23 protein-coding genes are annotated in these 24,020 nt (G+C 72.2%); 14 read left to right on the top strand and 9 right to left on the bottom strand.

Annotation, left to right across the window (positions count from 1 at the left end; all coding sequences use genetic code 11):
• Window positions 1-194 precede the first annotated feature (194 nt).
• The 6 genes from ACYVIP_RS24800 (at window position 195) to ACYVIP_RS24775 (ending at window position 6,965) form a co-directional block, all read left to right on the top strand.
• The gene (locus ACYVIP_RS24800) at window positions 195-1,349 is read left to right on the top strand and encodes a TFIIB-type zinc ribbon-containing protein (RefSeq protein WP_460400352.1); all 1,155 of its coding nucleotides are present in this window, start codon (window positions 195-197) and stop codon (window positions 1,347-1,349) included.
• Window position 1,350: 1 nt separating this feature from the next.
• Entirely contained in the window at window positions 1,351-1,797 is a 447-nt protein-coding gene (locus ACYVIP_RS24795; protein ID WP_460400350.1) for a hypothetical protein, read from the top strand.
• Between the two features lie 112 nt (window positions 1,798-1,909).
• Window positions 1,910-4,891, top strand: coding sequence for an AfsR/SARP family transcriptional regulator (locus tag ACYVIP_RS24790; RefSeq protein WP_460400348.1), 2,982 nt, complete (start codon window positions 1,910-1,912; stop codon window positions 4,889-4,891).
• Between the two features lie 86 nt (window positions 4,892-4,977).
• Window positions 4,978-5,442 (top strand): hypothetical protein, encoded by a 465-nt coding sequence (locus ACYVIP_RS24785; protein WP_460400346.1) that lies wholly within the window; start codon window positions 4,978-4,980, stop codon window positions 5,440-5,442.
• A gap of 100 nt (window positions 5,443-5,542) precedes the next feature.
• Entirely contained in the window at window positions 5,543-6,145 is a 603-nt protein-coding gene (locus ACYVIP_RS24780) for a class I SAM-dependent methyltransferase (RefSeq protein WP_460400344.1), read from the top strand.
• Between the two features lie 10 nt (window positions 6,146-6,155).
• Window positions 6,156-6,965 carry a hypothetical protein gene (locus tag ACYVIP_RS24775; RefSeq protein WP_460400342.1) on the top strand — a complete coding sequence of 270 codons (810 nt, stop codon included), beginning with the start codon at window positions 6,156-6,158 and terminating at the stop codon, window positions 6,963-6,965.
• A gap of 58 nt (window positions 6,966-7,023) precedes the next feature.
• On the opposite strand, the gene ligD (ACYVIP_RS24770) is transcribed toward ACYVIP_RS24775, so the two are convergent.
• Together ligD (ACYVIP_RS24770) and ACYVIP_RS24765 are read right to left on the bottom strand one after the other, a co-directional pair.
• A complete protein-coding gene (gene ligD, locus ACYVIP_RS24770; protein WP_460400340.1) occupies window positions 7,024-8,040 on the bottom strand; it encodes a non-homologous end-joining DNA ligase in 1,017 nt (338 codons plus the stop codon).
• A 108-nt stretch (window positions 8,041-8,148) separates the two neighbouring features.
• Window positions 8,149-8,667 (bottom strand): hypothetical protein, encoded by a 519-nt coding sequence (locus ACYVIP_RS24765; RefSeq protein WP_460400338.1) that lies wholly within the window; start codon window positions 8,665-8,667, stop codon window positions 8,149-8,151.
• Window positions 8,668-8,967: 300 nt separating this feature from the next.
• Between ACYVIP_RS24765 and ACYVIP_RS24760 the strand changes: the two genes are divergently transcribed.
• Together ACYVIP_RS24760 and ACYVIP_RS24755 are read left to right on the top strand one after the other, a co-directional pair.
• Complete coding sequence (locus ACYVIP_RS24760) at window positions 8,968-9,477, top strand: nitroreductase family deazaflavin-dependent oxidoreductase (protein ID WP_460400336.1); 510 nt, start codon at window positions 8,968-8,970, stop codon at window positions 9,475-9,477.
• Window positions 9,464-10,480 carry a ketoacyl-ACP synthase III family protein gene (locus ACYVIP_RS24755; protein WP_460400334.1) on the top strand — a complete coding sequence of 339 codons (1,017 nt, stop codon included), beginning with the start codon at window positions 9,464-9,466 and terminating at the stop codon, window positions 10,478-10,480. Before ACYVIP_RS24760 ends, ACYVIP_RS24755 begins: the two co-directional genes overlap by 14 nt.
• Window positions 10,481-10,487: 7 nt before the next feature.
• Here the strand turns inward: ACYVIP_RS24755 and ACYVIP_RS24750 are convergent, their stop codons facing one another.
• The 3 genes from ACYVIP_RS24750 to ACYVIP_RS24740 all read right to left on the bottom strand — a co-directional run bounded on the left by ACYVIP_RS24750 (window position 10,488) and on the right by ACYVIP_RS24740 (window position 13,246).
• Window positions 10,488-11,120, bottom strand: coding sequence for a hypothetical protein (locus ACYVIP_RS24750; RefSeq protein WP_460400332.1), 633 nt, complete (start codon window positions 11,118-11,120; stop codon window positions 10,488-10,490).
• 10 nt (window positions 11,121-11,130) lie between these two features.
• Window positions 11,131-12,105, bottom strand: coding sequence for a non-homologous end-joining DNA ligase (gene ligD, locus ACYVIP_RS24745; protein ID WP_460400330.1), 975 nt, complete (start codon window positions 12,103-12,105; stop codon window positions 11,131-11,133).
• Between the two features lie 79 nt (window positions 12,106-12,184).
• A complete protein-coding gene (locus tag ACYVIP_RS24740; RefSeq protein ID WP_460400328.1) occupies window positions 12,185-13,246 on the bottom strand; it encodes an SGNH/GDSL hydrolase family protein in 1,062 nt (353 codons plus the stop codon).
• A 172-nt stretch (window positions 13,247-13,418) separates the two neighbouring features.
• Between ACYVIP_RS24740 and ACYVIP_RS24735 the strand changes: the two genes are divergently transcribed.
• The gene (locus ACYVIP_RS24735; RefSeq protein WP_460400326.1) at window positions 13,419-14,087 is read left to right on the top strand and encodes an enoyl-CoA hydratase-related protein; all 669 of its coding nucleotides are present in this window, start codon (window positions 13,419-13,421) and stop codon (window positions 14,085-14,087) included.
• Here the strand turns inward: ACYVIP_RS24735 and ACYVIP_RS24730 are convergent.
• A complete protein-coding gene (locus ACYVIP_RS24730) occupies window positions 14,071-15,498 on the bottom strand; it encodes an arylsulfotransferase family protein (protein WP_460400324.1) in 1,428 nt (475 codons plus the stop codon). The genes ACYVIP_RS24735 and ACYVIP_RS24730 overlap by 17 nt on opposite strands.
• A gap of 128 nt (window positions 15,499-15,626) precedes the next feature.
• Between ACYVIP_RS24730 and ACYVIP_RS24725 the strand changes: the two genes are divergently transcribed.
• The 5 genes from ACYVIP_RS24725 to ACYVIP_RS24705 all read left to right on the top strand — a co-directional run bounded on the left by ACYVIP_RS24725 (window position 15,627) and on the right by ACYVIP_RS24705 (window position 20,905).
• Window positions 15,627-16,112, top strand: coding sequence for a DinB family protein (locus ACYVIP_RS24725; RefSeq protein WP_460400322.1), 486 nt, complete (start codon window positions 15,627-15,629; stop codon window positions 16,110-16,112).
• 143 nt (window positions 16,113-16,255) lie between these two features.
• Window positions 16,256-17,461, top strand: coding sequence for a PP2C family protein-serine/threonine phosphatase (locus ACYVIP_RS24720; RefSeq protein ID WP_460400320.1), 1,206 nt, complete (start codon window positions 16,256-16,258; stop codon window positions 17,459-17,461).
• Between the two features lie 9 nt (window positions 17,462-17,470).
• A complete protein-coding gene (locus ACYVIP_RS24715; RefSeq protein ID WP_460400318.1) occupies window positions 17,471-19,018 on the top strand; it encodes a sensor histidine kinase in 1,548 nt (515 codons plus the stop codon).
• Window positions 19,011-19,454, top strand: a complete 444-nt coding sequence (locus ACYVIP_RS24710; RefSeq protein ID WP_460400316.1) for a response regulator — start codon at window positions 19,011-19,013, stop codon at window positions 19,452-19,454. The genes ACYVIP_RS24715 and ACYVIP_RS24710 overlap by 8 nt, the downstream gene beginning before the upstream one ends.
• Window positions 19,451-20,905, top strand: coding sequence for an amidohydrolase (locus tag ACYVIP_RS24705; RefSeq protein WP_460400510.1), 1,455 nt, complete (start codon window positions 19,451-19,453; stop codon window positions 20,903-20,905). The genes ACYVIP_RS24710 and ACYVIP_RS24705 overlap by 4 nt, the downstream gene beginning before the upstream one ends.
• Before the next feature lie 64 nt (window positions 20,906-20,969).
• On the opposite strand, the gene ACYVIP_RS24700 is transcribed toward ACYVIP_RS24705, so the two are convergent.
• The 3 genes from ACYVIP_RS24700 to ACYVIP_RS24690 form a co-directional block, all read right to left on the bottom strand.
• The gene (locus ACYVIP_RS24700) at window positions 20,970-22,151 is read right to left on the bottom strand and encodes a cytochrome P450 (RefSeq protein WP_460400314.1); all 1,182 of its coding nucleotides are present in this window, start codon (window positions 22,149-22,151) and stop codon (window positions 20,970-20,972) included.
• Window positions 22,152-22,264: 113 nt separating this feature from the next.
• A complete protein-coding gene (locus tag ACYVIP_RS24695; protein WP_460400312.1) occupies window positions 22,265-22,765 on the bottom strand; it encodes a DinB family protein in 501 nt (166 codons plus the stop codon).
• Window positions 22,766-22,769: 4 nt separating this feature from the next.
• Window positions 22,770-24,020 (bottom strand): pyroglutamyl-peptidase I, encoded by a 1,251-nt coding sequence (locus ACYVIP_RS24690; RefSeq protein ID WP_460400310.1) that lies wholly within the window; start codon window positions 24,018-24,020, stop codon window positions 22,770-22,772.

Here is a 24,020-nt window from a genome sequence, read left to right as displayed (position 1 = left end):
GTGGGCAACCGCCCTACGGCACCCCGCCGCTGCCCAACGGACCGCAGCACGGTGGACCGCCACCGATGCCCGGCGGCCAACACCAGGGCGGACCGCCCCCGTTGCCTGGCGGACCACCGCCGATGCCCGGCGGACCACAACATGGCGGGCCACCCCCCATGCCCGGCGGACCACAGTATGGCGGGCCACCGCCCATGCCCGGTGGGCCGCAGCAGGGGCCGCCTCCTGGTCACCCCCAGTCCGAGCAGGCGCTGCGGGCGACCAGGCATGTGACCGAGCAGACCCGCACCTACCCGTGCCACCAGTGCGGCGCGCAGTTGGTGTTCGACATCGCCGCCCAGCTGCTGCAGTGCCCGAGCTGCGGCAACCAACAGCCGATCATCGAGGACGCCGGCCGCAAGGTCGTCGAGCACGACCTGCGCAACATCAACTCCGAGCGGGCGCGGGCGCAGGTCCAGCCGGGCGCGGAGAAGGAGATCGTCTGCCAGAACTGTGGCGGGCACACCACCTTCGGCGGCACGCTGACCGCGACCCGCTGCCCGTACTGCACGACCCCGATCCAGCGCGACGACATCCACGACGCGCCCGACCGGCTGCCGGTCGACGCCGTGCTGCCCTTCCAGGTCGCGCAGCCGGTCGCCCGCGAGGTCGTCGAGAAGTGGATCAAGAGCCGCTGGTTCGCGCCGACGGAGTTCAAGAAGTACAGCGAGGCCGGGTCGTTCGCGAGCGTCTACATCGCCTACTTCACCTTCGACGCCACCGCCGACACCGACTACCGGGGTGAGCGCGGCACCACCTACACGGTCACCGTCGGCTCCGGCGACAACCAGCGCACGGAGACCAGGATCCGCTGGACGCCCAAGTCCGGCCGGGTGCACAACTCCTTCGACGACATCCCGATCATGGCGAACACCGGGCTGGACGAGAAGAAGGTGGCCGCGCTCGAGCCGTGGCCGACCCAGCAGGCCCGGCCGTACTCGGCGGAGTACGTCGCCGGCCACCTCGCCCGCACCTACGACCACACCGCCGAGCAGTGCTTCGAGCCGGCCAAGCAGCGGATGGAGGCGGAGATCGACCGCACCGTCCGCCGCGACATCGGCGGCAACCAGCAGCGGGTGCACTCGAAGAACTCGCACTGGCGGGACATGCGCTTCAAGTACCTGCTGCTGCCCGTCTGGCTGCTGACCGTGGTGTACGAGGGCAAGCCGTTCCAGGTGTGCATCAACGGGGTCACCGGCGAGGTCCAGGGCAGGCGGCCGATCAGCAAGATCAAGGTCACCATCGCGGTGCTGGTCGCGCTGATCGTGGTCGCCGGCGTGTTCTTCCTGTACCAGTCACGAGGAGGCTGACATGGGCACCGCGCTCGTCGTGGTGATCGTCCTGGTCGTCCTCGGCGTGCTCGGGTTCGCCGTCGCGCTGGCGCGCAAGGGGCGCAGGCGGGCGACCGAGGCGCTCACGCTGGCGCCGGGCGCGCCCCGCGAGTGGGCCGGCGCGCACTCGCCGGAGGCGAAGCTGCACCGCAGGCTGGTCGCCGCGGCCAGGTCGCTGGCGGCGCTGCCGTTGGGCAACGCGGCCGAGATCGAGCACCGGGTCACCGTCGAACAGCAGATCCGCCAGCTCGACGAGCAACTGGTCGCCGCCGCGGCCGTGCCCCAACCCCAGCGGGACGCGGCGGTCGCGCAGATCGAGCCGCTGGTGTCGGCGGTCGAGACCTCGGCCGCCGGCATCGCCGCCGGCCGGGTCGACCTCGAACTGCTCCGGCGCACGCAGGCAGAACTCGAAGCCGGCGACCGGTAACACAACCGGGGCATCTGTCCCAGTTTTCTTGCCACCTAGGCGAATACCTGGTTACGTCGGCGACGGCGCGGGGACCACAAGCGGCGAAGTTTCGGCCGGAGGTGGAGCCCGGGTGCGGATCCAGGTGCTTGGCCCGTTGCGGGTGTGGCACGGCGACGACGAGGTGGATCTCGGCCCGCCGGCCAGGCGCGCGGTGCTCGGGCTGCTCCTGCTCGCCGGCGGCGAGCCGGTCTCCCGCGCGACGCTGGTGGACACGCTGTGGGGCGAGCGGCCACCGCCCAGCGCGGTCAACGTGCTGCAGACCCACGTCAAACACCTGCGCCGGTTGCTGGAACCCGGCCGGCCGAGCCGAACCCACAGCGACCTGCTGCCGCATGTGCGCGGCGGCTACGCGCTCCACGTGCCCGCGACCGAGGCGGACCTGCCGAGGTTTCGCCAGTTCGTCGCCGAAGCCAACGCGGCCCACCGGGCAGGCGACACCGCGACCGTCGCCGCGGTGCTGGCCGAGGCGCTCGGGTTGTGGCGCGGCCGGCCGCTGGCCGACGTGCCGCTGCTCGCCGAGCATCCGACGGTCCGCTCGCTGTCGGCCGAGCGCCGGGCCGCGCTCGCCCGCTACGGCGACGCCATGATCGCCACCGGGCGCGCGGCCGACGTGCTGGTGGCGCTGGCCGAGGCGGCCACCGAGCAGCCGCTGGACGAGCCGACACAGGCCAGGCTGATCCGCGCGCACCACGCGGTCGGCCAGCGCGCCACGGCGTTCGAGACCTTCCACGCGGTGCGCGCGCGGCTGGCCGACGAGCTCGGCGTGGACCCCGGCCCGGACCTCACCGCGGCCCACGCGGCGCTGCTGCGCGACGACGAGCCACCCGCGCCGGCCCCGGCACGGCCGGCCGGCCCGGCCCAGCTGCCGCCGGACGTGCACGGCTTCACCGGCCGCGCCGGCCATCTGTCCACACTGGACACCCTGCTGCGGGCGGGCGACCGGCGGGCGGTGGCCGTCGCGGTGGTCTCCGGTGCCGGCGGGGTCGGCAAGACCGCGCTGGCCGTGCACTGGGCCCACCACGCGCGCGAGCGGTTCCCCGACGGGCAGCTGTACGCGAACCTGCGCGGCCACTCCCCCGGCGCCCCGCCCGCCCGGCCGATCGAGGTGCTCGCCCGGTTCCTGCCGGCGCTCGGGGTGCCGGCCGAGCAGGTGCCGACCGACCTGGCGGCCGCGTCCGCGCTGTACCGCACCATGCTGGCCGACCGGCGGGTGCTCGTGGTGCTGGACAACGCCGCCCGGCCCGACCAGGTCCGTCCGCTGCTGCCAAGCGGGCCGGGCTGCGCGGTGCTGGTGACCAGCCGCGACCGCATGGTCGGCCTGGTGGCCGTGGACGGCGCCCGCGCGCTGCCGTTGGACGTGCTGGCGCCGGAGGAGGCACAGGCGCTGCTCACCGAGCTGCTCGGCGAGCACCGGGTCCGGGGCGAGCAGGAGGCCGTCGGCGAGCTGGCCAAGCTGTGCGTGTTCCTGCCGCTGGCGCTGCGGATCGCCGCGGCCAACCTCGCCGGCAACCCCGGGCACGGCATCGCCGACCAGGTCCTCGAGCTGCGCGAGGGCAACCCGCTGACCGCGCTGGAGGTGCACGGCGACGAGCAGGCCGCGGTGCGCGGCGCCTTCGAGCTGTCCTACGCCGCGCTGCCGGCCGCCGCACGCAGGCTGTTCCGGCTGCTCGGGCTGGTGCCCGGCACCGACATCGGCACCGAGGCCGCCGCCGCGGTCGTCGCCGCGCCGGACGCCGGCCGGCTGCTGGACCGGCTCGCCGGCGCGCACCTGGTCGAACAGCACGCGCCCGGCCGGTTCCGCTTCCACGACCTGTTGCGCCGCTACGCGATCGAGCAGGCGACCGCGCACGACCGGGAGGCCGAGCGCGCGTCGGCCATCGACCGGCTGCTCGACTGGTATCTGTCCACTGTGGACTCCGCGGCGCGCGTGCTGTACCCGCACATGCTGCGGCTGCCGCTGACCGCGAGCCAGGAACGGGCCTTCGCCGGCCAGGCGGACGCGTCGGGCTGGCTGGACAGCGAGCGGGCCAACATCGTCGCCGCCGTGCGGCACGCCGCGGTCGCCGGCCCGTACGAGGCGGCCTGGCTGCTGGCCGACGCGCTGCGCGGGTACTTCTGGCTGTCCCACCAGTGGGTGGACTGGCTGGCCGTGGCCGAGGCCGCGCTCGCGGCCGCGCGGACCGCCGGGGCCGAGCGCGCGCAGGCCGCCGCCCGGCTCAGCCTCGCCGACCTGTGTCAGCGGCAGAGCCGCTACCGGGAGGCGGTCGAGCACTACGCCAGGGCGCTGGTGCTCGCCCGCCGGGCCGACTGGCCGGTCGGGCACGCCGCGATCCTGGTCAACCTCGGCTGCATGTACTGGCAGGCCGGCAGGCTCCGGCCCGCGGTCGCGCACCTCGACCGCGCGCTGGCGGTGAGCGTGCGCACCGGGCAGCTCGCCGGTCAGGCCGTCACCCTGGCCAACCTGAGCATGGTGCACTGGGAGCGCGGCGAGCTGCGGCTGGCCGAGCGTAGCTGTGTGCGGGCGCTGGAACTGCACCGTGAGGTCGGCTCCCGCTACGGCGAGGCGATCACCCTGGGCAGCCTCGCCCGGGTGCGGCACGCGCTCGGGCAGGACGTTCGCGAGCTGCTCGACCAGGTGCTCACCATGCACCGGGAGGCTGGCGACCGCTACGGCGAGGCGGACACCCGCCGGCAGCTGGCCGCGGCCATGCGCGACGCCGGCCGGCTGGCCGCCGCGCACGACCTGGCGCACGCCGCGCTGGCACTGGCCCGCGACCTCGGCGACCCGCGCACGGAGACCGAGTCGCTGCACGTGCTGGCCACCGTCGAGCACCGGCTCGGTCGCCAGGCCGACGCCGTGCGCCACCTGCGGGCGGCGCTCGAGCTGGCCAGGGAGACCGGCGAGCGCTACCCCGAGTGCGACACGCTGGTCAGCATCGCGACGGTGACCGGCGACCGGAGCCACGCGCACCGGGCGTTGGCCATGGCCAACCGGGCCGGCTACGGCGCGCTGGCCGCCAGGGCGGCCGCGTTGTTGGACCAACCACCTTAGTTTCCACCGAGTTCGGCCAAACCGGACCGCCGTCGGCACCGAATGCCACACGTTCAGCACAACCCGACCCAAGGGGAGTTCTCGCCATGAAACGTCTACTGATGAGTTGTGTCGCCGTGGTCGTGCTCGCCGGCGCGGCGGTGGCCGGCGCGGCCGCGGCGGGTGCCGACGAGGCACCGGCCAGCGGCTGCTGGAAGACGTCGGTCACCGTGCCCGAATCCGCCGACGACACGTCCAGATGGACCTACGTGCACACCGTCGACTGGTGCGGCAACGGCAACACGGTCACCCGGATCAACATCCAGGGCGAGTTCACCGACCAGCGCGCGGCCGACTGCGAGCAGAAGGGCGACCCGGAGATCAACCGCGACCGGGACCCCAGCACCCCCGAGCTGGAGACCTTCAGCATGGGCACCCTGATCTGCGCACCCCCGAACGTCGAACCCCAACAGGTCTGCCCCTGGGTGATCGTCGCCGTCACCCCCGACGGCCAGTCCCACCACCCCACCACCGGCGTAGAACGCACCACCCTGTCCCCCCGCCCGGTCTGACCCACCGCAGCGAAGGGTCCCTTCACTGCACGCCGGGACGTGTTGCTGGGTTGGCAACGGGAGTTGCTGTGGCGGGGCCTGGGGGCGCAGGGTGGTGGGTATGGATCAACAGTTCTGGGACGACATGTACGGCGGCGAGACGATGCTCTGGAGTGGGCGGCCGAACGATGTGCTGGTCGCCGAGGCGGCCGGGCTGGCCGCCGGGCGGGCGCTGGACCTCGGCTGCGGCGAGGGCGCGGACGCGCTCTGGCTGGCCGAGCGCGGCTGGACGGTGACCGGCGTGGACATCTCCCGCGTCGCCCTCGACCGGGCCGCCAAGGCCGCGACCGCCGCCGGGCTCGCCGACCGGGTGCGCTGGACCCACGGCGACCTCGCCACCACCCCGCCACCGGCCGGCGCGTTCGACCTCGTCTCGGCGCAGTACTTCCCCATCCCGCACGAGCCGGACAACGCGACGCTCACCGGCGTGCTGGCCGCGGTCGCCCCAGGCGGCACGCTGCTCATCGGCGGCCACGACCTCACCGGCCACGAACACAACCACCACCCGGAGTTCGACCCGAGCCAGTACTACGACCACGAGGAGCTGCACGCGCTGCTGGCCAGGGACTGGACGATTCTCACCGCCGAGATCCGGCCGAGGGTCTCCCCGCCCCCGCCGGGCACCGAGCACGTCAACGACACCGTGCTGGTGGCCCGCCGGTAGATTCCCGCGCGTGTTCAGTGAGTCCGACCTCCGTCGCGCGGGCGCGGTGTACGCCGCACTGCCCGAGTACACCCGCCGCCTGCGCCAGGTCGGCGCCCACCCTGGCTCGGCCGCGGCCGAGCCGGGGCTCACCGGCCACGAGTACCAGCTGTTCTCCCAGAACGGCGAGGACGGGGTGCTGGTCGAGATCCTGCGCCGGATCGGCGTCACCGACGGCTGGTTCGTCGAGTTCGGCGTCGAGTCCGGCCGGGAGGGCAACTGCGTCGCGCTGGCCGACGTGGCCGGCTGGCGAGGGCTGTTCATGGAGGCCGACGGCGCCGCCAACCACCTGCTGCACCAGAAGTACCGGTGGCACGACGGCGTCACCACGCTGCACGCGACGGTCACCCCGGACCGGGTGGGCGAGCTGTTCGCGCTCGGCCGGGTGCCCGAGGAGCCCGACGTGGTCTCCATCGACATCGACGGCGGCGACTACTGGGTCTGGCGGGCGCTGACCGGCTACCGGCCGCGCGTGGTGGTGATCGAGTACAACGCCGCGCTGCCGCCGGCCGAGTCGCTCGTCCAGCCGGCCGACGCCGGGCCGTGGTCGGGGACCGAGTTCTTCGGCGCCTCCCTCGGCGCGCTGGTCGCGCTCGGCCAGACCAAGGGCTACCGGCTGGTGCACTGCGAGCTGGCCGGCGTCAACGCGTTCTTCGTCCGGGCCGACCTCGCCGCGCCGTTCCTCGACCAGGACCAGGTCCAGCGCCGCGGCCCCAACTACTTCCTGACCTCCTACGGCCACCCGGCCGACGACTCCGGCCGGCAGTACGTGACGCCCTGAATGGGTCATTTGGGACGTTGGGCGTCCCGAATGACCCATTCAGGGCAGTTGGCGGGTTCTAGTCGGCGTCCTTGCGGGCCCTGCTCGGGGCGACCCGGGGCGGTTCGTTCGGCATCTTCGGGTAGACCGGGGGCCACGGCGCGTCCTGCAGGCCGTCGGCCATGTCCCGCTCGTGCAGCGCGAGCAGCGGGTCGAGCGACTGGGGGGTCATCGCCGCCCACGGGTCGCCGTGCTCGGCCACCCGCGCGGGCACGGTCGCGATGGTCAGCTCCGGTGGCTCGACCGTCGCCAGCTCGTCCCAGCCGAACGGGGCGGACACCTGGCCGTGCGGGTTGGCACGCACCGACCAGGCGCCGAACACGGTGCGGTGCGGTGCGTTCTGGTTGAAGTCGACGAACACCCGCTCGCCGCGCTCCTCCTTCCACCAGGACGCGGTCAGCAGGTCGGGCCGGCGCCGCTCCAGCTCGCGGGCCAGCGCCACCGACGCCGCGCGCACGGTGTAGCCGTCCCAGTGCGGCGCCAGCCGGACGTAGACGTGGATGCCCCGGTTGCCGGTGGTCTTCGGGAAGCTCGCGATGCCGAGCTCGTCGAGCAGCGCCCTGGTCTCGGCGGCGGCCTCACGCAGCATCGCGAACGTCACGCCCGGCCCGGTGTCCAGGTCGACCCGCAGCTCGTCGGCGTGCTCGGGGTCGGCGGCGGTGTTGGGCCAGACGTGGAACCCGAGGCAGCCCATGTTCACCGCCCACAGCACGTGCGCCAGGTCGACGGCCACCAGCGCGGAGGAGGTCGTGCCGTTCGGGGTCGAGACCGTGGCCGTGGTCAGCCACGGGTCCGCCTTGGTCGCGGCCACCCGTTTCTGGAAGAACGACGACCCGCCGACGCCGTTGGGGAAGCGCTGGAGCATCACCGGCCGCCCGCCCATGGCCGCCAACAGCGGCTGCGCCACCGCGAGGTAGTACCGCGCGAGGTCGAGCTTCGTCTCGCCTCGTTCGGGAAAGAACACCTTGCCCGGGTTGGTGATCCGTACGGCGTGCCCGGCTACCTCGAGCACCTCGACCTCATCGCCTTTAGCCACGAAAGCGACCGTACGTCAACCCGGTGCCGCACCGCCGCCGCAACCGAGAAACACGCCGTGACGGTCTCCGGCCGCGCCGCCGAAGACCGCCACCAACTCCCGACCCGCTCAGAATCCAGGGCGCTCCACCGTCTCGGCCTTGCCTGGCGCTTGGACCGTGATCTTCATGTACTGCGCGTACCACGCGGTGTTGTGCGGCCCGTCCTGGGAGTAGTCGTAGTATGTGCAGCCGGCACCGTCGCCCGGCGCGGAGAACCAGCCCTGGGTCCCGTACTGCGGCGGCGAGCTGCCGTCACTGAAGGTGGCGACCAACTGAGCACGCACGATGTTGGTCTCTTCCGGTTCGTCCGCGATGTCACAGACGCTGAACCAACCTTCGACCCACGGGCCGGTGGCGTCCTTGTACGCGGTGAAACAGCCGATGAGGTACCCCCGTTCGATACCGCGGTAGCTCACCGACACATCCGCGCAGGTCTCGGCAAGAACCTGAACCACACCGTCCGATCTGTCACTCGAACCAGCACTCGCGACCGCGGTGGCAGACGAGATCACCCCCAGGAGCAGACCGACCGTCGCCACCGAAGCGACGAGAGAAGCACGCCATAGTTTCAATGTTGATTTCAACAAGCGAATTCTCCTTCATAATTTGTTTGCGCACGCCAACTGCGCACAAGAATTCATCTCGTCAGTTTGCGAGCGGCGACACATGTCTAGCAGCCGATAGCCTGTCAGGCCCCGAGACCGATAGCCGAACAAACAAAGACCGAACAAACAGAAATCGTTGTCGGCCACGGGAGGTCGGGTGACCGAACTCTCCGCCCGGCGCGCCTGAGTACCCCGACCTCATCGCCGTTGGCCACGAAAGTGGTCGTACGTCAGCCAACTGCCCGATGGCGGTTACGGCACGACATGTGGTGTTGTTCGAACGTGCGCTCTTCCACAACCGGCTGGCGGACCAGAACGGTCCGCGCACTTGGCCGACGACGCTGGTTCGGCCCGGTGGCCAGGCGACTGGTCCGCCTCGACCGGCTACTGCAACGGGTCAGCAGGGGCAGGTGGAGCGCCACGGCGCTGCTCGGCATGCCGCCGCTGCTGCTGACCACCCTCGGCCGCCGCAGCGGGGTGTCGAGGACCAGCCCGCTGACCTATGTCCGCCACGGCGCGGAGTACGTGGTCATCGGCTCCAACTGGGGTGGCCGGGAACATCCCGGCTGGTCGGCCAACCTGCTGGCCGACCAGCACGCGACCGTGACCATCGCCGGCCGGGCCTTCCCGGTGCTGGCCAGGGTGGTGGCCGAGCACGAGCGCGCCGACGTGTGGCGCAAGCTGGTCGAGCTGTGGCCCGCCTACGTCGACTACGCCGAGCGCGCAGGCCGGCCACTGCGGATCTTCCTGCTGGCGCCGATCGACGCGGAGGCGCCAGATGCCGGGGGGTGACCTGTTCATCCGGTCGACGGGGGCCTGGCTGCCGCAACTGGTCGACGTCGAGAGCGCGATCGCCTCCGGCCGGTTCGACGCCGCGCTCAGGGAGGTCATCGACATCGCGGCGGTCGCGGTCAGCGTGGACGCCGACGCGCCGGAGATGGCGGCCCGCGCGGCGGTGACGGCGCTGGACCGGGCCGGGGTACGCGCGGCGGAGGTGGGTCTGCTGACGCACGCGTGCTCGGTCGACCAACGGCACCTGGCCGTCGGCTGCTATCTGCAACACGCCGTCGGCGCGACGGACGCGCTGGCGTTCGAGGTGCGCCAGGGCAGCTCCGCGGCCATGGCCGCGTTGGAGATCGCGGGGAACTGGCTGCGCGCCAACGACTCCGGGACCGCGCTGATCACCGCGGGCGACCGGTTCGCCGGCCCGAGCTTCGACCGCTGGCGGACCGCCGCCGGGATGATCCTGGCCGACGCCGGGGCCGGCGCGGTGCTGTCCGCCGACTCCGGGTTCGCCCGGCTGGTGGCGAGCGCTCACCGGTCGGCGCCCCAGTTCGAGGACGCCATCCGCTTCGAGGTCATGAGCGCCGACCAGACCGGCAGCATCGACGGGTTGGTCGCCAAGCGCCACCTCGACGAACGCGTCGGCCGCGGCGGCCTGTCCCAGGTGCTGGCCGACAACACCCGCGCCGTGCTCACCGAGGTCCTCGACCTGGCCGGCGTCGAGCTGACCGCGATCCAGCATGTCGTCGTGCCACACATGGGCCGGCGCACCCTCGAGCTGATCCTGTTCGCCCCGTTCGGCCTGCCGGTCCCGCGCAGCACCTGGGACTACGGCCGCCGGATCGGGCACGCTGGCGCCTGCGACCCGCTGCTCGGCCTGAACCACCTGGTCGAGTCCGGCGCGCTGACCCCCGGCGAGCACGTCCTGGTCTTCGCCATCGGCGGCGGCTTCACCTGGGAGGCCGCGGTGTTCGAGATCGTCGACCGGCCGCCGGGGGCGGTCACGTCGTGACCGCGGGTCAGCCCAGGTCGTGGGCGGACGCGTCGAGGTGGACCGCGAGCAGCACGCCGTCGGCGGCATGGGTGGTCACCACCAGGTGATCGCCCTGGCCCAGCCACGAGCGGGCCAGGATCACGTTCTCCTCGTCGGTGGCCAGGGGCAACCGGATGTCCGCGCTGTCCGCACCGACGTGGTCCGGGTCATCGAGCAGGTCCAGCCACGACGGCGTGTGCGGCGGGTCGCCGTCGAGGATCAGCTCCTCCCGCTCCTGATGGGGCGGCATGCACCGGTCGACGGCCTCGTGGTCGACGAACCCGATGCCCGTGGAGTCGGTGACCACCCACGCCGGCTCCGCCGGGTCAGCCAGGCTGGTGACGGTGCGGACCCTGGCGACCGCCAGGTCGTCGCGCAGGACCACCGACAGGTAGGCGGCGCCGGCCACGTCGTCCTCGACGACCCGCGTGAGCCGCACCGGGTAGGCGCCGGGCGGGACATCGACGACCACGCCCTCGCCGAGCATGATGATCGGGTCGCACGCCTCCAGCCGGCCAGACGGCACCCGCAGCACACCGAGGTCGTGCACGGTCTGCGGGTAGCGCGCGCCAGCGGGCGTCCCGTCCTGGAGCGCGAGGAACGGACGCGGTTCGGTCATCGGCCGGACCTTAGCCGAACGCCGCCGTGATCTCGTCCGGGCGGCGGTCCGGGCGCAGGCCCCGCCAACTCGGGTGGCGCAGCCGGTTGTCCGGTGTCCACTGCCGGTGCTCGACCTCGCCGACCAGCTCGGGCCGCACCCACCGGGCGGCACGCGCGTCCGCGGCCGGCACCGGCTCGTCGAACGGCGACTCGGCGACCTCGATGGCCAGCACGGTCGCCAGCAGGTCCCGCAGCACCCGGTCGCTGAACCCGGTGCCCACGTGGCCCACGTACCGCAACCTGCCGTCCGCCCGGTCGCGCACCCCCATCAGCAGCGAACCGAGACCATCGGCCCGCCGTCCCCCGCCGGCCGTCCAGCCGCCAACGATCACCTCCTGGGTCTGCCGCAACGGCGTCTTGATCCACGCCCTGGACCGGCGACCCGGCAGGTACCGGGAGTCCACCCGCTTGGACACCACCCCCTCCAGCCCGTGCTCGGCCGCGACCGCCAGCATCGTGTCCGGCTCGACGTCCAGATAGTGCGGCGGGCAGCGCACCGGCCCGTCGTTCAGCTCGAGCGCGGCCAGGCGGGCCCGCCGCTCCAGGTAGCCGGCGTCGGTCAGGTCGTGCCCGTCGTCCACCAGCAGGTCGAACACGTACAGCACCACCGGCACCGTGCCGACCAGCTGCCGGCCGGGCGCCTGGACGTGCATCCGTTGCTGCAGCCGCTGGAACGAGGGCCGACCGTCCTGATCGAGCGCGACCAGCTCACCGTCCAGCAGCACCGGCCGGTCCACCGACTCCGGCAGCGCCAACAGCTCCGGGTAGGAACGGGTGATGTCCCGGTCGTTGCGGGAGTGCGCGCGTACCGACCCGGCAGGGGACACCGCGACGATCGCGCGCACCCCGTCCCACTTGAACTCGACACTGACCCCGCCACCGGCGGGCGGCGGGCCGGCCACGGCCAGCATGGGCCGCATCGGCGCTGGTAGGGGTGCGCTCACCGCCCGATGCTGCGTCGCCGGCGACCAACCGGCGGGCTGAGCGCGCCATGATCACCTGGCCGGGCGAACCCCGGTCGGGTCAGGGTGTCTGGAGTACCGCGCGAACGGCCGTCTCCACCTTGGTCGCGGTGTTCAGCTGGCCGTCGGCGTTGGGGTGCACCAACGTCGCCCGCGTGCCGTCCGAACAGGTGAGCGTGACGCCGACAAGGGTGACCGTGGCCGGCCAGTAATCCTGTGCCGAGCCGCAGACCCCCTCGACCCACCTGGTGCCGACCGGCTGGCACACGTCGTGGCCCTGGCTGCTGGCATCGACATAGGTGTAGCCATAGTCGACCAGGTCGGTGGCGTCCTCGAAAATGGCGTTGAGCTCGTTCACGACCCCGTGCAGCCACTGGATGTCCCCATGGGTCATCGACAGCGTCGTGTCTGCGCCCTCGACGCGCGCGGCGAACTGCGTGGTGTCCGACCGCACGCAGTTGGCCGCGTCCTCCGGGAAGATCGTCGGATAGCCGACGGTGATCACCTTCGCCGTCGGTGCCTGCTCTCGCACCTGCTCCAACATCTGGAGGTACTCCCGGAAGACCCGGTGGAACTTGTCGCGGATCGCCTCGCGGTCGAGGATGGAGCCCCCGTTCTCGTAGGCGTCGCGGCAGGGTGTCTGGTCGTCGTCCTGGCCGGTGCCGTAGAGCAGACAGTTCAGCATCATGGTGCCAAGCGGCATGCTGTTGCCGCCGACGCCGATGGTGATGACCTCGGTCTGGTCGCTCACGCCCGCCCGCGCCAACTGGGTCCCCACCGGCTGCCAGCCCTCACTTGGCGGACGCACCGGGCTGACCGGAGTCTGCCGGGTCTCGGCGATGTCAGTGACGGTGGCGTTGCCGCAACTGACGTTCGTCAGGCTCACCTGGCCCGCCAGTCGCCCGGCCACCAACGCGGGATAGGCACCGGCGGTTCGGTCACACCCGTCCCGGTCCGCACTGTCCAGCGACGGCTCCGGGGTGCCGACGAAGCCACCCGCGGTGTAGGAATCGCCGACCGCGACCCACTCGACGGGTGCCGGTGCCGGTGCCGCGGCGGCGGCCGGCGGCGCCATGACCCCAAGACCCACCATGATCACGGCGCCCAGACCTGACAGTTTCACTGTTACTCCTTCTCAACGGGGGGAAGATCAGCCCGAAAGTAGCCGAGGTCCGGCGACCGGAACGGGTGAACTGGCCTCTACTCCCCGAACGAGTGGCCGGAGCGCCGGCGACCAGAAGTTACCGGCCAGTATCATCCGCGAGGAGTACCTGCCGCTGCCGAGGAGAGTGCCGATGCCGACCATGACCCGCGACGCCGACGTGTTCGTGCTCGATCTCGGCGACAGCGAGAACCGGTTCCATCCGGACTGGCTGGCCGAGGTCAACGCCGCCCTGGACGAGGTCGAGGCGGCCACCCCGCGCGCCCTGGTCACCACCGCGACCGGCAAGTGCTACTCCAACGGCCTCGACCTGGAATGGCTCGGCCAGCACGGCGACCAGCTACTGAGCTACGTCGGCGACGTGCAGGCGCTGCTGGCCCGGATGCTGGCCTTCCCCGCGCCGACCGTCGCCGCGATCCAGGGACACGCCTTCGCCGCGGGCGCGATGCTCGCCCTGGCCCACGACTTCCGCGTGATGCGCGCCGACCGCGGCTACTTCTGCCTGCCGGAGGTGGACATCGACATCCCGTTCACCCCCGGCATGTCCGCGCTGATCCAGAGCAAGCTCACCCCGGCGACCGCGCTGGCGGCGATGACCACCGGCCGGCGCTTCGGCGGCACCGACGCGGCCACCGCCGGCCTGGTCGACGCCGCGGTCGCCGAACAGTCCGTGCTGAGCACCGCCACCGACCTGGTGCGCCCGCTCGCCGGCAAGAAGCCGGCCACGCTGGGCGCCATCAAGACCGGGATGTACCCCGGGCCACTGCGCAAGCTGCGCGAGCCGGTCAGCCAACCCGGCTGACCGCCGACCGGCGCATCGGCTGCCCGTCGCGGTCCATGGCCTCCACCGCCACGTAGGCCGCGCCGGGCGGCAGGTCGAGCGCGGTCTCGAAGCCGCTACGGGGCCTGGCCCTGGCCGGGGTCAACCGGTCGGGGCGCTGGCCGGACAGCACCCGCCACCGGGACACCTCCGTCGCGCCGTTCCACGACGCGTACACAGTGGACTCGCGCACCGCGGCCATCGGCGGCTCGGCCGGCGTGGCCGTCCAGTCGGCGAGCAGCGCGCGGTAGGAGAACGTGTCCGCCGGCAGCGACGCGTGTAACAGGACCGCGCCGCTGTCGGCGAACGCGGTGAACGCCGGCCGGGAGCCCCAGCCGACGAGGCTGGTGCCGGTCGGCAGCAACTGGTGGTTGGCCTGGCTGCCACTGGTCACGCCGTCCGGGTTCGCGTGCGCGGCCACCACCCGGACCGTCTCGGCCGACTCGTCCACCGCCAGGGTCAGCGCCCGCGACGGCGGCCCGGTCGAGTCCAGGTTGGACGCGTTGTCCAGCAGGCTGATCCGCCCGTCCGGCTGCCAGCGCGCGTCGTGCTGCCAGTGGAACTCGACGCCGGGCCCCAGCGTGAAGTCGCTGTGCGTGCCGCCCATCCGCCAGACCACCTCGCCGGTCTCCCGGTCGATCCGGTACAGCGCGCTGGTGTGCCGCGCGGACACCAGCAGGTCGCCGTCCGGCGCCTCGTCCACCGAGTTGGCGTGGAAGTAGTCGAAGGCCTCCCCCCGCTTGTCCGGTGCCGCGGCCACCGACTCCTCGAGTCCGATGTGGTCGATGCTGTGCCACTCGAACAGCACCCGCCCGGTCGCGATGTCCACCTCCTGCAGCACGCCCTCGCGCACCGCCGGATTCCCGCGCACCGTGGGATAGGCCAGCAGATAGGCGGTCCCCCGATCGGTGATCACCAGATCGTGGAAGTCCGCCTGGTACCCGTTGCCGGCCCGCACCGTGGCGATCTCCCGATAGGAGCTGTCCAGCAGCACGTACTCGCCGTTGCCCCAGCCGCGCTCCGGCGAGGAGCCCCGCCAGTAGGTCAGCACCGGCTCGCCGAGGTAGGTCTGCACCTCGAGGTCGTTGGGAAAGGTGCCGTCGTCCTCGAACCGCCTGGTCCACACCAGCTCACCGGCGCGGTCCACGACCATCGCGTAGGCCTGCGTCTCGCCCGGCTCGCGCTCGCCGAAACGCGTCATCAGGAACACGTAACCGGGGTCGAGACCGGCGACGGCGGTGTGCACCGAGACTCTCGGCGGCTCCAGGTCCGGCCTGCTGACCAGCGGATAGCTACGCGGTGACGCGGGCGGGCCCGGCTGGCGCACCGCGGGCTCGGCGCAGCCACCGGCCACCAGCGCCAGTGCCAACAGGACTGTCCACCGCCGACTCATCCCTCCTCCCTATCACGATCAACCGCCGCGGATCGAGGGCCGAACCGCCGGAAAACCGGATGCGGCCACGAGTTGGTCCCCATTACCGTCCACCAGCCATGAACCACCCCCGGGTACGACCCGATTTCGTGGCCGACGAACGAACCCAACTGCTCGGCTGGCTCAACATGCAGCGCTCGATCATCCACTGGAAGGCCGATGGCCTGACCGAACAGGACGCGCACCGCCCGGTGCTGCCGGCCTCACCGCTGATGACCATGGCCGGACTGGTGGCGCACCTGCGCTGGACCGAGCACTGCTGGTTCGAGGTGCTGTTCCTCGACCGCCCGACCACCCCCAACCCGCAGTTCGACGAGACGACCGAGGACCTGGACTGGCAGCCGACCGGCAGCACGCTCGCCGAGCTGCTCGCCGACTACGAGCGGCAGTGCGCGGTCTCCGACGAGATCGTCGCCGCGCACGCGCTCGACGACGTCGGCGCCAACCGCGCCATCCGCGCCGGGTCGGCCAGTCTGCGGTGGGTCCTGCTGCACATGATCGAGGAGACCGCGCGGCACGCCGGGCACGCGGACACTCTCCGTGAGCTGCTCGACGGCACCATCGGCTACTACTGACCAGGCGTTTTCCCAGATATACCCGGGTGAACTCGCGGTTACCACAAGTCGAGACATCGCCGGCCACTGACTAGGATGACGCCACCACGTATCGACCGCGAAGGAGGTCGGCACCCGGAGACTCGACAGGACGGCAGGTGCCGATGGCAGCCGGGTACGGTGCGGCGAGCAGAACGCGGCCGACCGACAGGTCCGACCAGACGCGGGTGCTGTTGATCGAGGACGACGACGGCGACGCGCTGCTGGTCGAGGAGCTGCTGTTCGACCAGGACGACGCCGTCGAGCTCGACCGGGCGCGCACGCTCGCCGAGGCCAAGGGCGCGCTGGCCGGCGCCGCGTGTGTGCTGCTCGACCTCGGCCTGCCCGACACCCACGAGCTCAACGGGCTGCGCTGGCTGCAGGAGAACGCCCCGCAGATCGCCGTGGTCGTGCTCACCGGCCTGGCCGACGAGCACCTCGGCGAGCAGGCGGTCCGGGTCGGCGCGCAGGACTACCTGGTCAAGGGTCAGGTCGACGGCAAGGGCCTGGCCAGGGTGATCCGCTACGCGGTCGAGCGCGAGCGGTCGGAGGAGCTGCAGCGCCAGCTCCGCGAGGCACAGATCTACGCCGAGGAGAACGGCCGGCTCGAACGCGGCCTGCTGCCGACACCGCTGGTCGCCGACGAGTCCCTCAGCGTGGCCGCCCGCTACTCCCCCGGTGGCCAGCGCATGCTGCTCGGCGGCGACTTCTACGACGTGGTCGAGACCGCGGACGGCTGGGTGCACACGGTGGTCGGCGACGTCTGCGGGCACGGCCCGGACGAGGCGGCGCTCGGCGTGTCGATGCGGGTCGCGTGGCGCACGATGGTGCTCGCCGACCGCCCGATGACCGAGGTGCTCCGGGTCGTCGACCAGGTGTTCCGGCACGAGCGGTTCCGGCCCTACCTGTTCACCACGCTGTGTGTGGTCTCCATCGCCCCGGAGCGCACCACCGCGCGCGTCCACCTGGTCGGGCACCCACCGCCGCTGCTGCTCACCGAGGACGGCGTGCGGGAGCTGTCGGGGGCGGTCCGCAGCCCGATCGGGGTCGGCGAGCGGGCCACCTGGCCCAGCTTCGAGGTCACCCTCGGCGAGGGCTGGTCACTGCTGATGTACACCGATGGCCTGATCGACGGCCGGGTCCACACCGAGCGTCGCCGCCTCGACGTCCACGGGCTCATCGACCTGACCGAGCGCACGCTGCGCGCGGGACACCGCGGCGAGCAGCTGCTGGACGCGCTGATCAGCCGGGTGCACGAGCTCAACGGCGGCCCGCTCGACGACGACATGGCGGTCGTCGCGCTCAGCTGGCCGACCAGGGAATCCGGGTAGGAACACCGGATGCGCCTCCTCGCCCGCTGGCCGTTGCGCCGGATCATCAACGTCAGCGTGGCGGCGGTCGCGTTGTTCTCCATCACGGCGATCATCGTCGGCGGCTGGTCGCTGACCAGCCTGTCCGACGCCCAGGACCGGGTCGTGCACCGCATCGACCCGGCGCTGATGCAGTCGCTGCGGCTGGAGGCCGCGCTGGTCAACCAGGAGACCGGGGTGCGCGGCTTCGCGCTCGGCGCGCGCGAGGACCTGCTCCGCTCGTTCGTCGGTGGCGTCGAGTCCCAGCGCGACGCCACCGGCCAGCTCGACGACCTGGTCGACGACATCCCGGCGGCCAGGAACAGCCTGCGGCAGATCGCCGAGCGCGCGAACACCTGGCGGACCGTCTACGCCGACCCGACGATCGCCATGATCGAGGCGGGTGACCGGCCGTCGGCCGACGAGGCCACCGAGGGCCAGCGGCTGTTCGACACCGTACGGGCGGCGCTCAACCGCCTGCAGGACAACCTGGTCGAGGCCAGGGACGCGGCGATCGCCGACCTCGACGGCCACTCCACCGCCCTCACCATCGTGTGCGTCGCGATCGCCGTCGGCTTCGTGCTGGTGGTCATCACGCTCGCGGTCCTGTTGCGGGGCGCGGTGTCCCGGCCGGTGTCCCGGCTGGCCGAGGAGGCCCGCACGGTCGCCGACGGCGACTTCCTGCACGAGGTCGAGCCGAGCGGACCCCGGGAGTTCACCGAGCTGGGCGCCGACGTCAACCGCATGCGCGGGCAGATCCTGCACGAGCTGGCGGCGGCGCGCCAGGCGCACGCGGAGCTCGACGCGCGCACCCAGGACCTGGAGCGCTCCAACCAGGAGCTGGAGCAGTTCGCCTACGTGGCCTCCCACGACCTGCAGGAGCCGCTGCGCAAGGTGGCGAGCTTCTGCCAGCTGCTGGAGCGGCGCTACGGCGGCCAGCTCGACGAGCGCGCCGACCAGTACATCGGCTTCGCGGTGGACGGCGCCAAACGCATGCAGGAGCTGATCAACGACCTGTTGGCGTTCAGCCGCGTCGGGCGCATCGCCCGCGAGGCGGTCGCGGTGTCCGGCGACGCCGTGCTGGCCCAGGCCAAGGCGAACCTGGCCACGGTGATCGAGCAGTCCGGCGCGGTCGTCACCGCCGACCAGCTGCCCACGGTCAGGGCCGAGGTGCCGCTGCTGACCGCGGTGTTCCAGAACCTCATCGGCAACGCGGTGAAGTTCCACGGCGACCAGCCACCGGAGGTACACGTCAGCGCGCGGCGAACCGGTGAGCTCTGGGAGTTCTCCTTCACCGACAACGGGATCGGCATCGACCCGGAGTACGGCGACCGCATCTTCGTGATCTTCCAACGCCTGCACAACAAGGCCGACTATCCGGGGACCGGGATCGGCCTGGCGATGTGCCGCAAGATCATCGAGCATCACGGTGGCACGATCTGGCTGGACACCGAAGTACGGTCGGGGTCCCGGTTCCGTTTCACGCTGCCCGCCCTGCCCGAGTCCGAACCAACAAAGGAAGAGGACACTGATGGCTGAGCCGACCGAGCTCGACGTGGTCGACGTGCTGCTCGTCGAGGACGACGACGGCGACGTACTGATGACCAGGGAAGCCTTTGAGCACCACAAGATCCGCAACAACCTGCACGTGGTGAACGACGGTGAACAGGCGCTGCAGTTCCTGCACCGGGAGGGCGACTACGCCGACGCGCCGCGCCCCGGGCTGATCCTGCTCGACCTCAACCTGCCGCGCCGCGACGGCCGGGAGGTGTTGGCGGAGCTGAAGAACGACCCGGAGCTGCGGCTCATCCCGGTGGTCGTGCTGACCACCTCGGAGGCCGAGGAGGACATCGTGCGCAGCTACGCGTTGCACGCCAACGCCTATGTCAGCAAGCCGGTCGACTTCGAGCGGTTCATCGAGGTGATCCGGCAGATCGACGACTTCTTCGTCACGGTCGTGAAACTGCCGAACTGATGGGCCTGGTGCTGCACGACGTCACCATCGGGCTGACCGGTCGCCGCGCGACCGTACGGGTCGAGCACGGTCGGGTCAGCGCCATCGAGCCGGTCAGCGGCGAGTTCAGCGGTGAGATCAGCGGTGAGATCATCGACGGCCGGGGCGGAGTCCTGCTGCCTGGACTGGTGGACGCGCACGCCCACCTGCTCCAGTGGGCCAGCGCCCGGCGCCGGGTCCCGCTCGGCGCGGCGACCTCGGCGGCGCGGGCCGCCGCGATGATGGCCGAGCACGCCCCGCCCGGCACGGATCTGGTGTTCGGCGCGCACTTCCACGCCGGCCAGTGGCCCGACCGTCCACACAAGACAGTGCTGGACCGGACCCTGCCCGACCGACCGGCCGCGCTGTTCAGCAACGACCTGCACGCGCTGTGGCTCAACTCGGCGGCTCTGCGGCTGCTCGGCCGGGACCACCCGACCGGCGTGCTCATCGAGGACGAGTGCATGGCGCTCACCGCCGCCCTGCCGGCCCCGCCGACCGAGGTCACCGACCAGTGGGTGCTCGCGGCGACCGACGCGGCGGCGGCACGAGGCGTCACCACGATCGCCGACTACGAGTACGCCGACACGGTCACCGACTGGTCCAGGCGCGCGGCGCTGCGCCCGCCGTCGACCCGGATCCGTTGTGTCATCGCGAGATCCGTCCTCGACCGGACGATCGACCTCGGCCACCGCACCGGCGACGTGCTGGCGGCGGGCGGCGGACTGCTCACCGTCGGCCCGCTGAAGCTGTTCCTCGACGGCTCGCTCAACACCCGCACCGCCTACTGCCACGACCACTACCCCGGCGGCGACTACCGAGGCGAGCTACTGCTCGGACCGGACGAGCTGGTGGCGCTGGCCCGCCGGGCGCACGCGCACGGGCTGACGCCGGCCATGCACGCCATCGGCGACGCGGCCAACACCATCGCCCTGGACGCCTTCGCCGCGCTGGGCACCGGCGGCCGGGTGGAACACGCGCAACTGGTCGGGCAGGCGGACCTGCGGCGCTTCGCCGAACTCGGCGTGACCGCCGGCGTGCAGCCGGCACACGCCCCGGACGACCGCGACGTGGCCGACCGGCACTGGACCGGCCGAACCGCGAACGCCTTCCCCTACGCCGCCCTGCTGGCCGCCGGCGCCGTCCTGGAGTTCGGCTCGGACGCCCCGGTGGCGCCGCTGGACCCGTGGGACGGCATCGCCTCCGCCATCACCCGCACCGACGACGCCCGCCCGCCATGGCACCCGGAACAGGCGCTGACCCTGGCCGACGCGCTGGCCGCGAGCACCGGCGGCCGCACCACGGTGCGCGTCGGCGACCCCGCCGACCTCGTCCTCACCGCCCGCGACCCGACCGCCCTCCCCCCCGACGAGCTGCGCGAGCTGCCGATCACCGCGACCATCCGCGCCGGCACCCTCACCCACCGCGCCTGACATTGCCCTGAATGCCCCATTCAGGACGGTGAACGTCGCCAATGCCTCATTCAGGGCATGGGACCTAACCGAAGCGCAGCTCGAGGACCTCCGGGCCGTGGATGCCCATCGGCGGGCCCCAGACGCACTCGCCGGCGATCGCCGGCGGCCCCAGCCGGGCGGCGAGCACCGGTAACGCCTCGCTGATCTCCGCGCGCGCCAGCGCGGCGCCGAGGCAGTGGTGTGGCCCGGCGCCGAACTGGAGCGGCGCGGCCGCGCGCGGGACGGTGATGTCGAAGGTGCCGCCGTCGTCGAAGGCCATGGGGTCGCGCTGGGCGGTGGCCACGCACACCGTGAGCACGTCGTCGCGCGCCAGGCGCAGACCGGCGAACTCCAGGTCCTGGGTGGCGAACCGGTAGGCGATGGTCGTGGACGGCTGCCAGCGCATGACCTCCTCGACCGCCTGGGCCGTGAGCTCGGGCCGCGCGCCGAGCACCGCCCACTGCCCGGGGTGCTCGGCGAAGGTGACCATCGCGTTGGCCAGCTGGTGGCGGGTGGTGTCGTGCGCGGCGAACACCAGGGTGACAATCAGGTTGCGCAGTTCCTCCTCGCTGGCCAGCGAGTCGTCCGCGGCCGCGGCCGCCACCAGCGCGGAGATGAGGTCCTCGCCAGGGGTTTTCCGCTTGTCGGCCATCAGGGACGAGACGTAGTCGTTGAGCCCGACCAGCGCGGCCGCGACCCTGGCCGGGATGTCGCCGCCGTGCGCGATGCTGAAGACCAGACCGACCTCGGTGGTCCAGCCGCGGAAGATCTCGTAGTCGGCGGTCGGCACGCCGAGCAGCTCGCACATGACCGCGAGCGGCAGCGGGTCGCCGAATTCCTCGACGAAATCGCGTACCCCGCCATCGGCGAGCTCCTCGGTCAACTGGTCGACCCTGGCCCGAATGAACGGCCGGAGATCGTCGATCATTCTCGGCGTGAACGCGCTGCCCACCAGGCCACGCAGGCGGCGGTGGTCCGGACCGTCCAGGTTGATCAACATCGGCACGAACCAGTCGTACACCGGCCCGTCCACCACGCCGCTGCGCTCCAGGTAGAGCTTGCCGTTGTGGTCGAACCGCTGGTCGCGCAGCAACGCGCGGCCCTCGGCATAACGCAGCACGAGCCCGCCGATCGGGCTTTCCGCGTACCAGCTCGACGCCTGGGCCGCCATCACCTCCGGCGCGACGAAATCGAACTCGGGATCAACAATGTTGAGGAATGGCACGGGGCTACCGACCGCAGCTGACATTTCACTGCCTCCACTCGAAAGTACCCACCTGTCACCATGCCGCATGAAATCGGCCACGGGAACGGGATGTTTCCGGTGGAAAAGCGAACTCAGGCGCCGACGACCCCGTCGACCCCCTCGCGCAGGAAGTCGGCGTGCCCGTTGTGCCTGGCGTACTCGTGGATGAGGTGCAGCATCACCAGCCGCAGCGAGACATCCGCGCCCCACTTGGGGAAGTAGCCGACCACGTCCAGCGACTCGGCCGCGAGCTCGATCTCCCGCGACCTGGCGACCTCGGCCTGCCACACGGTGAACGCCTCCTCGCGGGTGGCGCCGGACGCGTCATAGGCCACCTGGAAGTCGCCATCCGGCGACCAGACCAACGGGATGTCCTCCCCGTCGATCACCCGGCGGAACCACGTGCGCTCCACCTCGGCCAGGTGCCGCACCAGCCCGAGCAGGGTCAGCGTCGACGGTGGCATCGACTGCCGCCGGAGGTCCTCATCGGACAGTCCGGCGCACTTCATCGCCAGCGTCGCGCGGTGGAAGTCGAGATACGCGCGCAGCGTCTCCCGCTCCCCCGCGGTCAGCGGCGGGCTGACCCGTTCCATGAGGTCAGCGTAGTGACCCGGCCGCGACCGTGAGCACCGCCCGCACCTGGTCGATGATGTCGCGCTGGTTGGCCGCGAACACCGGGTCGGTCACCTCGCTCACGTTGTCCGGCCCGAACTCCAGTACCGGCGTGTGCAGGTGCCCGCCCGGCAGGTCGAGGCCGAGCGCGTCGCGCAGCAGCGTCACCCGGTAGGCGATCTCGTTGGACAGGTAGTCCCCGCCGCCACCGGCGCGCGCGACCGAGCCGGGGGTCGGCCCGCCCGGCGAGGTGACCGGCGCGGTCTGCCCGGCCGGGATCTCCACCACGGTCGTGTTGTCCAGCACCGGGAACCGCCCGGTCGGCGCGGCCACGATGTCCTGGTAGGGCAACGTGGTCGGCACGAACTCGGGCGCGGGGGTCACCGTCGGCACGCCGGGCGGGACGGGGATCACCCCGGTGCGCGAGACGTTGTCGTTGTCCGGGAACCCGCCCCGCCAGCGGCCGTTGTACCGCTCGACGTCGAACTGGCCGAACCGGCCCTGGCTGATCGTGGTGAACAGGTCGACCTGGTCGAGCCACGGCAGGAACGTGCGCTCCACCATGCCGGCGGCGAACGGGTCCCACAGCACCGGGAACATCGCCGTCTCGATCCGCGCCCGCCCGGCCGGGGTGTCGATCACCGTGCCGTCCAGGGCGAGCGCGGTGGCGCCGGAGGGGTTGCTGCGCCGGGGGTCCTGGTCGAGCTGGAACGGGTCGAACCCGCTGACCAGGATCCGGCGCTCGGCACCGGGAAAGCGCACCGCGTCCTGTCCGCGCGCGGCGGTCTCCAGCAGGCCGATCAGGTGGGACCGCCGCTGCTCGCTCAGCGCGAACGACGGCGTCCACTGCCGCAGCGCCCTGGTCAGGCCGAGGCGGGCCCAGTACAGCGGCCGGTCGTCGGTCACCGGCAGGGTGCCGGCCGGCACCCTGCCCTGGGCGCGGGCCACCGCGGTCTCCCACAGCAGCCGGCCCTGCGCGGTGACCGCGCGCTCGGCCAGCGCCTCGCTGGACACCGCGCACAGTGCCGGGGTGAACGCCGAGGCGAAGCGGTCGAACCCGCTGCGCGCCAGGACCTCCGTCGGCACCGGCAGGGTGAGCCGCCGCTCCTCGACGGTCAGCGGCGCGGCCGGGTCCGCGCACCGCGGCGGTGGCGCCGCCGCCGCGGTACCGCCGAGCGGCAACGCCGCCGAGAGTGCCAACACAACCACGACCAGCCCGCGCAGCAGCAGTCTCAC

This window comes from Actinophytocola sediminis, assembly GCF_054779715.1.
This window is presented reverse-complemented; position numbering and strand designations above follow the sequence as displayed.

Coding starts and splice junctions, on each gene's coding strand:
- ACYVIP_RS24715 (WP_460400318.1), top strand. CDS start 17,471: ATGCGCCTCCTCGCCCGCTGGCCGTTGCGCCGGATCATCAACGTCAGC.
- ACYVIP_RS24795 (WP_460400350.1), top strand. CDS start 1,351: ATGGGCACCGCGCTCGTCGTGGTGATCGTCCTGGTCGTCCTCGGCGTG.
- ACYVIP_RS24780 (WP_460400344.1), top strand. CDS start 5,543: ATGGATCAACAGTTCTGGGACGACATGTACGGCGGCGAGACGATGCTC.
- ACYVIP_RS24710 (WP_460400316.1), top strand. CDS start 19,011: ATGGCTGAGCCGACCGAGCTCGACGTGGTCGACGTGCTGCTCGTCGAG.
- ACYVIP_RS24800 (WP_460400352.1), top strand. CDS start 195: ATGCCCGGTGGGCCGCAGCAGGGGCCGCCTCCTGGTCACCCCCAGTCC.
- ACYVIP_RS24695 (WP_460400312.1), bottom strand. CDS start 22,765: ATGGAACGGGTCAGCCCGCCGCTGACCGCGGGGGAGCGGGAGACGCTG.
- ACYVIP_RS24785 (WP_460400346.1), top strand. CDS start 4,978: ATGAAACGTCTACTGATGAGTTGTGTCGCCGTGGTCGTGCTCGCCGGC.
- ACYVIP_RS24735 (WP_460400326.1), top strand. CDS start 13,419: ATGCCGACCATGACCCGCGACGCCGACGTGTTCGTGCTCGATCTCGGC.
- ACYVIP_RS24720 (WP_460400320.1), top strand. CDS start 16,256: ATGGCAGCCGGGTACGGTGCGGCGAGCAGAACGCGGCCGACCGACAGG.
- ACYVIP_RS24730 (WP_460400324.1), bottom strand. CDS start 15,498: ATGAGTCGGCGGTGGACAGTCCTGTTGGCACTGGCGCTGGTGGCCGGT.
- ACYVIP_RS24750 (WP_460400332.1), bottom strand. CDS start 11,120: ATGACCGAACCGCGTCCGTTCCTCGCGCTCCAGGACGGGACGCCCGCT.
- ACYVIP_RS24755 (WP_460400334.1), top strand. CDS start 9,464: ATGCCGGGGGGTGACCTGTTCATCCGGTCGACGGGGGCCTGGCTGCCG.